Annotated in this window: 5 protein-coding genes and 1 pseudogene; 4 read left to right on the top strand and 2 right to left on the bottom strand. The window is 71.8% G+C overall.

From position 1 onward, the window contains the following. Nucleotides 1-223: 223 nt before the first annotated feature. Nucleotides 224-1,495 (top strand): phosphatase PAP2 family protein, encoded by a 1,272-nt coding sequence (locus ACWF94_RS28180; protein WP_453494364.1) that lies wholly within the window; start codon nt 224-226, stop codon nt 1,493-1,495. A 172-nt stretch (nt 1,496-1,667) separates the two neighbouring features. On the opposite strand, the gene ACWF94_RS28175 is transcribed toward ACWF94_RS28180, so the two are convergent. Next, nucleotides 1,668-2,435, bottom strand: coding sequence for a YqjF family protein (locus ACWF94_RS28175; protein WP_453494361.1), 768 nt, complete (start codon nt 2,433-2,435; stop codon nt 1,668-1,670). 483 nt (nt 2,436-2,918) lie between these two features. Between ACWF94_RS28175 and ACWF94_RS28170 the strand changes: the two genes are divergently transcribed. Continuing rightward, nucleotides 2,919-3,176 carry a type II toxin-antitoxin system Phd/YefM family antitoxin gene (locus ACWF94_RS28170; protein ID WP_453494358.1) on the top strand — a complete coding sequence of 86 codons (258 nt, stop codon included), beginning with the start codon at nt 2,919-2,921 and terminating at the stop codon, nt 3,174-3,176. Next, nucleotides 3,173-3,424 carry a type II toxin-antitoxin system RelE family toxin gene (locus ACWF94_RS28165; RefSeq protein WP_453494355.1) on the top strand — a complete coding sequence of 84 codons (252 nt, stop codon included), beginning with the start codon at nt 3,173-3,175 and terminating at the stop codon, nt 3,422-3,424. Before ACWF94_RS28170 ends, ACWF94_RS28165 begins: the two co-directional genes overlap by 4 nt. 127 nt (nt 3,425-3,551) lie before the next feature. Here ACWF94_RS28165 and ACWF94_RS28160 read toward each other — a convergent pair. Then, nucleotides 3,552-3,791: pseudogene (locus ACWF94_RS28160) on the bottom strand (dihydrofolate reductase); the annotation flags it as partial. Between the two features lie 131 nt (nt 3,792-3,922). On the opposite strand from ACWF94_RS28160, the gene ACWF94_RS28155 reads away from it, so the two are divergent. Continuing rightward, entirely contained in the window at nt 3,923-7,063 is a 3,141-nt protein-coding gene (locus ACWF94_RS28155) for an aminotransferase class III-fold pyridoxal phosphate-dependent enzyme (protein WP_453494352.1), read from the top strand. Nucleotides 7,064-7,166 lie beyond the last annotated feature (103 nt).

Raw genomic sequence — 7,166 nt, 5'->3', positions numbered from 1 at the left:
ACCCACCCGTACCGCTCCGATAACATGATCGAACGACGGCGACCGCTCTCATCGCCCGCGCATCACCGGTAACCGTGCCAACCGGCGCGGAGATTGACCCGTTCGGCTAAATTCTAACAAATCGGCCAAATAATTGATAACTAAAATATCGCGGGTGTATTCGCGAATAAAATCCAGAATTCCGTCGGCCACGTGGCGTCAACGACGGGCCACGCCACGGGCGATGCTGTGGGCCATCGCGGGTGTGGTGGCCCTCGGATTCATGGTCACGCTGGAGATCGCCGCGCGTCACTACGGCCTGCGGGGGCCGATCTCCAACCAGGCGCGGGAAGTGATATTCGCCCCCCAGTCGGGGCCGCTGTTGTACGCCAGTATGGCGTTGATGATGGTGGTGCTCACCTGGCGGCAGCGGTTCATCGCGGCCGGTGCCGCGATCGGCATCGACCTCGCCTTCGATCTGGTGCGGTGGGCGGTCGACGCGAGACTGAACTACGGCAACGGCGCGTTGTGGGTGATCCTGGCGTGTGGGGTCATCGCTGTCACACGCCGCACCGGCCCGGAACGTGTCCTGCTGCTGAAGGGCGTCGGGCTGGGCCTGCTGCTGGTGGCCGGCCGCAAGACCGGCGACACCTGGCTGATCATCACGTCGAAGACCCGTCCGCAGGTGCTCGACCAGTACGTGGCCATGACCGATCAGGTGCTGGGAAACCCGTCGTGGGTGGTGGGCCGGATGGTCAGGGCCACCGGCTCGGTCGGCTTCCACGTCCTCGACTTCGTCTATGTGAAGCTCGCGGTCGCCGCGGTCGTCATCGCGGTCTACCAACTGCGGAAAGTGGCGGTCGAGCGCCGCTTCCCGCGCCATCATCTGGTGCGCACCTTTCTGGTCATCGGCCTGCTCGGGCCGGCCATCTACATGATCTTCCCGGTGGTCGGACCGATCTTCATCTACAGTGCCGACGGCGGGTTCTGGGCGCTGGGCGACATATGGCCGGACACACCGCCGCCGACCGAAACCCCGGACCGGGTGCCGTTCGACGAGATAACCCCGCGCAACTGCATGCCCAGCCTGCACACCGCGTGGGCCACCGTCATCTTCATTCATGCCCGCAAGGGCCCACGGATTCTGCGATTCGCAGCCGCGATCTGGTGGATTCTCACGCTCGGCGCAACGCTGGGATTCGGCTATCACTACGGAGCGGATATCGTCGTCGGCGTGATTTTCGCGCTCACGATCGAGGTGGCGCTGCGCACGTTCGACCGAGGCTGGGACCGGTCGGGAATCCGGTTTGTCGCCTACGGCACAACGGTCTTCGCTGTGCTCCTGGTGTCGTATCGATATCTGCCGATGGAGATGATCGAATATCCCTGGGTGTTCGGGCCGCTTCTCCTTCTGTCGATGGTCTCGGTGATCCTCGGCTATGTGCGGACCATCAGACTCTGGGAGCCGAAGACCGCACCGGCGCGGCAGCCGGAACCGCAACCCGAACTGGTGTGAGGCAGTGGGCGTGTGGGCGCCTGCCCCGGCTCCGGACCTGGCCGCCGGGCGAGTCGTGCGGGTCGGCAGGCCAGGGGGACCGGGGGAGTCCGTCGCCTCACGGAGCCGGGGCCCGACCGTTCATGGGGCGGCCGGGGCCCGACCGTTCATGGGGCGGCCGGGGCCCGACCGTTCACGGGGCCGGGATCCCGGGCGGGCGGGCCGGCCGGCCGAGGCGGACCGGGACGCCCGGCGAGTACAGCACGCTGACCGGCTCCCCTTGCGGTTCGGGCAATCCCGCCGCCACCACCAGTTCCTCCCGGCATTCGACCAGCTCCGCGCGGTACAGCGGCCAGCGCGGGTGGTCGTTCGGCAGAAAGGCGACACCGCCGGGGAAGGCGTTGTGCATCCCCCACCGGGCGGTCAGGAAGTGCTCCAGCTCCGTTGGCTCCTCGACGCGTTCGCCCTTGCGTATGGCGACCCGGCTGCCTGTGCCGCGCGGCGCGGGCCAGCGCCGGGAGCTGGTGTAGACGACGTCGTCGCCATCGGAGCGGACGGACATACGGGACCATACGTACGGCAGCCGGAATCCGGCCCGCCCCATGAGCACCGGCAGCAGCCGCGCGGCGTCCATCGAGCGGAAGACCACACCGCGCCGGCCGTGCGCGTCGACCGAGTACAGGCGCACATTCGTCTCCGGGAAGGTGCCGAGGTAGGGGACTCCGGGCAGCCGGAACCAGCCGACCCGGTGCATCCGGAAGGCGACCAGGCCGACGTAGGTGGTCCCGTCGAAGGTGTCGGGAACCGTCCCGGCCGGCAGCAGCGGAGCCACCGCGGCCGGGTCCACGGCCCAGTGGACGAAGGCGAGGTCCAGCCACCACTGGGTGAGCAGGGGACTCGCTATCGCTGAGGGGGCGTCCGGGCTGACGGGCGGCCGTGGGCGGTTCTCTGTGCTCGACATCGCGTCAGCATCGCAGAGCGCCCGGAGCCGGCCGCACAGTGGTGGGGGACAGCGGCAACAGCGGCAACTGCGGCAACGGCGGCAACTCGGCCGTCGTGCTCCGCTGGTACATGCTCCGCCGGTGCGCGGACGAGGCCGGGCCGTCGCGCCGATGCCCGGCCGCCATCGGTGACTTCCCCGGCCGGGCGCGTGACCCGGCGGTCCGGCACGCGCTCGGCACCGACCACCCGGGCACGCGGTCCGGCCGGCCCGGACCCGGGATCCGGGGTGCCCGGCGGAGCCGAGTCACCGGCCGGGGCCGTGTCGCCCGCCGCCATGAACGCGAAGGCTTGACCGCGGGCGGTGGAGCCGTCGGGACCGGGTCTCGTGCTCGCGGGCCGGCACCAGCGACTCGCGGGGCGGTACTGCCGAGCCGCCGCCCCTGCCCGATCGATGGTCCCGGACCCCTCCTGCGGAAGTTGCGGGAAGTGTACAGTTCTGTGCATGGGTGAAACTCTTCCGATCACCGAGGCGCGCGCCCGGTTCGGGTCGCTGGTCCGGCGGGCGTCGCACGCCCGCGAGCGGATCACGATCACGGACCATGGCCAGCCCGCCGCGGTTCTGATCAACCCGCAGGAACTCGCCGATCTTGAGGACGCGCTCGCGCTCGCCCTCTACCGCCGGCGGCAGGAATCCGGCACGTCGGAGGGCGTGCCGCACACCGAGGTGCGCGCCCGGCTCGGGCTGGAGAGCGGGTCTTGACGCACACGGTCATCTGGGACGAGGCCGCCATCGACACGGCCGCCCGGTTCCTCCAGGACGACCCCGGCGGCCTGCGTCTTCTGATGGACGCCGTCGACCTCCTCGCCGACCGGCCGAGGCCCGAGGGCAGCGCCGAATACGGCTCCCCGGATCTGCGCCGTATGCATGCGGGCCGCTACCGGGTGCTGTACGAGATCGCGGACGCGACCGTCACCGTCGTGGTCATCCACATCGGCCGCACCGGCTGACACCCCCTCATCGGGGCCCCACCCCGGCCATGCGTGACATGCCATCGGCCCGAGGCGTATGCCCGGCGCGAAACGCCCGTGACGGCCGACGTCCCTGTCCCGGCGCCCGGCATTCGCCGTCGCCCGTTCAGCGGCGGACCCGGTGGCGCAGGTGCGGCCCCCGGTCGCCCTGGATCACCTGGTGCGGGTCCTCCGGCAGATACTGGGCATCGACCGGCCCGAAATACCGCTTGCCCGAGCCGAGGACCACCGGTACGACGTCCATCGCCACCTCGTCCACCAGCCCGAGAGCGAGTGCCTGCCCGCCGGCATCGCCCGCCGCCACGGCGACGGTGCGCTCCCCGGCGAGTTCTCGGGCCTTCGCGATGCCGGTGACGGTCGGAACGAGGGCTGCCGGGAGCACCGTGAGCGCGGACCATTGACACGACGATGGGCCCTGACTAGCTTTGCCGGATCGATTCGGCAAAGAGTGAAGGCACACAGCGAAGTGGACCAGGCATGAGCACATCCACGCCCGACTGGCTCATATCCCGGATACCGGAGGTCGATAGGGAACAGATCGCGGACGTCCTGTCCGGTGGCTTCGGCGTCAGCGGCTCCCTGCTGGATCTCGGCAGTCAACAGGACCTCAACGTCCGGGTGGTCACGGACTCCGGCCGGTCGTATGTGCTGAAGGTGTCCCATCCGGCCGCCGACCCGGACTCGCTGCGTGCCCAGTGCGAGGCGGTCGGGCAACTGGCCGCGACGGCACCGGGGCTGCGGCTGCCCCGCGCCCATCGGGGCCGGGACGGCGCGTATCTCCAGCCCCTCGCCACCGGGGAAGGCCACCTCCACTGCCGGCTGCTGGACTACGTCGACGGTGAACCGATCATGGACAGCCGCTATCTCGCGCCGCCCGTGGTCGCGCGGCTGGGCGAGGTGTCGGGCAGGATCGCGGCCGGGCTGGCGGGAGCGAGTGCTCCGGAGGCCGGGCCGCCCGGCCAGTGGGATCTGCGCAATGCCCTCGGGGTGATCGAGGCACTCGCCCCGCGGATGGCCGGGCGGGCCGATGCCGAAAGGGTTCTCCGGGCCGTCCGCGCGGCCCACGCGCAGGTCGGGGCGTACGCCGAACGGCTGCCGGTGCAGGTGATCCACGGCGATGTCACCGACAACAACGTCGTCTGCGACCGGCAGCGCGACGGACGGCCGCTGCCGGTGGGGGTGATCGACTTCGGAGATCTCGCGCACGGCTGGACCGTGGCCGAACTCGCCGTCACCTGTACGTCGGTGCTCCACCACCACGGCGCCTCGCCCGCCTCCGTACTGCCCGCCGTGCGCGCCTTCCACGCCGTCCGGCCGCTCGGCCCTGACGAGGTGGGCGCCCTGTGGCCGCTGATCGTGCTGCGCGCGGGTGTGCTGGTGGTGAGCGGACGGCACGATGTGCTCCTCGACCCCGGCAACACCTACGCCGCCGCCGCGCTGGAGCGGGAGTGGGCGATGTTCGAGGCGGCCGTGTCGGTGCCCGCCGAGGTGATGACGGGACAGTTCCGCCGGGCGCTCGGTGAACCGGCGGCGGACCGGTGCCCGGCGGCGGCACATCCGCTGCTGCCCGCGCTCCGCGACAGCGGCAGCGACGGAGACCGGGACGACGGAGACCGCGGGAGGCGGGCCGGCGCCGCGCCCGTGGCCGTACTGGAGCTGTCGGTGCACAACGACGAACTGCACTCGGGGCGCTGGCTGGCGGACGGCGCGGAGGCGGCGCTCGTGGCGCTGGCGCTCACCGCTGACCCGGCTGATCCGCCGGAAGCGGCGGCCGTCGCCGTACGGACGCGGCACGGCGAGCACCGGCTCACCCGGGCGGTTGTCGACACCGCCCCCGGCACGGCGACGCTCGCACTCGGCGTCGAGGTGCATCCGCGTGCCGCCACGGCCGTCCATGCGCCCTGGGCGGGCACCGTCGAACACCACGGCCCGCGGGCTCTGAGACTCAGCCGGGACGGCGGACCCGCGCTGGTGCTGGACGGACTTGACCGCAGGGGCCGGTCCGGACCGGTGGCCGCCGGGCAGGAACTCGGCACGGTGCCGGGGAACGGCGGCGGGGGAGCGCTGTGGGTCCAGCTGTCATGGCTGGGCCCGGCGGAGGAGACTCCGCGCTTCGTGGCGGCGGAACTGGCGGCAGGCTGGCTGGAGGTCTGCCCCGATCCCTCCCGGCTGCTCTTCCTGCGCGCGGACCCGGGCACCGTCGCAGGTGCGGACGTGGGCAGGGACACGGGCGCGGGCAGGGACACGGGTGCGGGGGAGCAGCCCGGAGGGGACACCGCGCGGGCCGCGGCGGACGCCCCGCCGACGGTGACGGAGGCGGCAGGAGAGGCGGCCGAGGCGGCCGGGCTGCTGGCCAGACGGAGCCGGGCGTTCGCGACCGTGCAGGAGCACTACTACCTCGCCCCGCCCCGGATCGAGCGCGGCTGGCGCCACCATCTGATGGACACCGAGGGCCGCACCTATCTCGACATGCTCAACAACGTCACCGTCCTCGGACACGGGCACCCGGCCCTGAGCGACGCCGTGCACCGGCAGTGGCGGCGCCTCAACACCAACTCCCGCTTCCACTACGGATCGGTGGTGGAACTGTCCGAGCGGCTGACGGGACTGCTGCCGCCGGAACTCGACACGGTGTTCCTCGTCAACAGCGGCTCCGAGGCGGTGGATCTGGCCCTCCGGCTGGCCTGGGCGGCCACCGGCCGGCAGGACGTCGTCGCGGTCGGCGAGGCGTACCACGGCTGGACCTACGCCGGCGACGCCGTCTCGACCTCCACCGCGGACAACCCCGGCGCGCTCGCCTCACGGCCCGACTGGGTGCACACCGTGCCCGCGCCCAACGCCTACCGGGGCCGACACCGGGGCACCGAGGCCGGGCGGTACGGCCCGGAGGCCGCCGCCGCCATCGCGGAGCTGGCCCGCTCGGGCCGTGCCCCGGCGGCGTTCCTGGCCGAGGCGTACTACGGGAACGCGGGCGGCATGGCGCTGCCCGACGGGTATCTCGCGCAGGTGTACGCGGCGACGCGTGCCGCCGGTGGCGTGTGCGTCGCGGACGAGGTGCAGGTCGGCTACGGGCGTCTCGGCGACTGGTTCTGGGGATTCGAGCAGCAGGGCGTGGTGCCGGACGTCGTGACGATCGCGAAGGCGATGGGCAACGGGCATCCGCTGGGCGCGGTGGTCACCCGCAGGGAGATCGCGGACGCCTACCGTTCGCAGGGCTACTTCTTCGCCTCGGCGGGCGGCAGCCCGGTCAGCTCCGTGGTGGGCCTGACGGTGCTGGACATCCTGCGGGAGGAGTCGCTCCAGGAGAACGCGCGCACGGTCGGCGCCTATCTGAAGGGGCGGCTGGAAGCGCTCGCCGAGCGGCATCCGCTGATCGGCGCGGTGCACGGCAGCGGGCTGTATCTGGGTCTTGAACTGGTACGCGACCGGGACACCCTGGAGCCCGCCGCCGAGGAGACGGCCGCGATCTGCGAGCGGCTGCGGGAGCTGGGTGTGATCGTCCAGCCGACCTCGGACCGGCTGTGCGTACTGAAGATCAAACCACCGCTCTGCCTGACCGAAAGGAGTGCGGATGTATTCGTCTCCGCCGTCGACGACGTCCTGTCCCATGGCTGGTGACCGGGACCTGCCCACCGTACGCCCGCGCGGCGGAGAGGGCCCGGCGGGCGGCGGCGCCGTGTTCCCCGGTGCCGTCCGGTCCGCGCTTCGGGGAGATCTCCCC

It is taken from the genome of Streptomyces sp. NPDC055078 (assembly GCF_053607985.1).
This window is presented reverse-complemented; position numbering and strand designations above follow the sequence as displayed.

Bases quoted from the DNA above. Each gene is read 5' to 3' on its own strand.
- ACWF94_RS28180 (WP_453494364.1), top strand. From the start codon at position 224: ATGCTGTGGGCCATCGCGGGTGTGGTGGCCCTCGGATTCATGGTCACG.
- ACWF94_RS28170 (WP_453494358.1), top strand. From the start codon at position 2,919: ATGGGTGAAACTCTTCCGATCACCGAGGCGCGCGCCCGGTTCGGGTCG.
- ACWF94_RS28175 (WP_453494361.1), bottom strand. From the start codon at position 2,435: ATGTCGAGCACAGAGAACCGCCCACGGCCGCCCGTCAGCCCGGACGCC.
- ACWF94_RS28155 (WP_453494352.1), top strand. From the start codon at position 3,923: ATGAGCACATCCACGCCCGACTGGCTCATATCCCGGATACCGGAGGTC.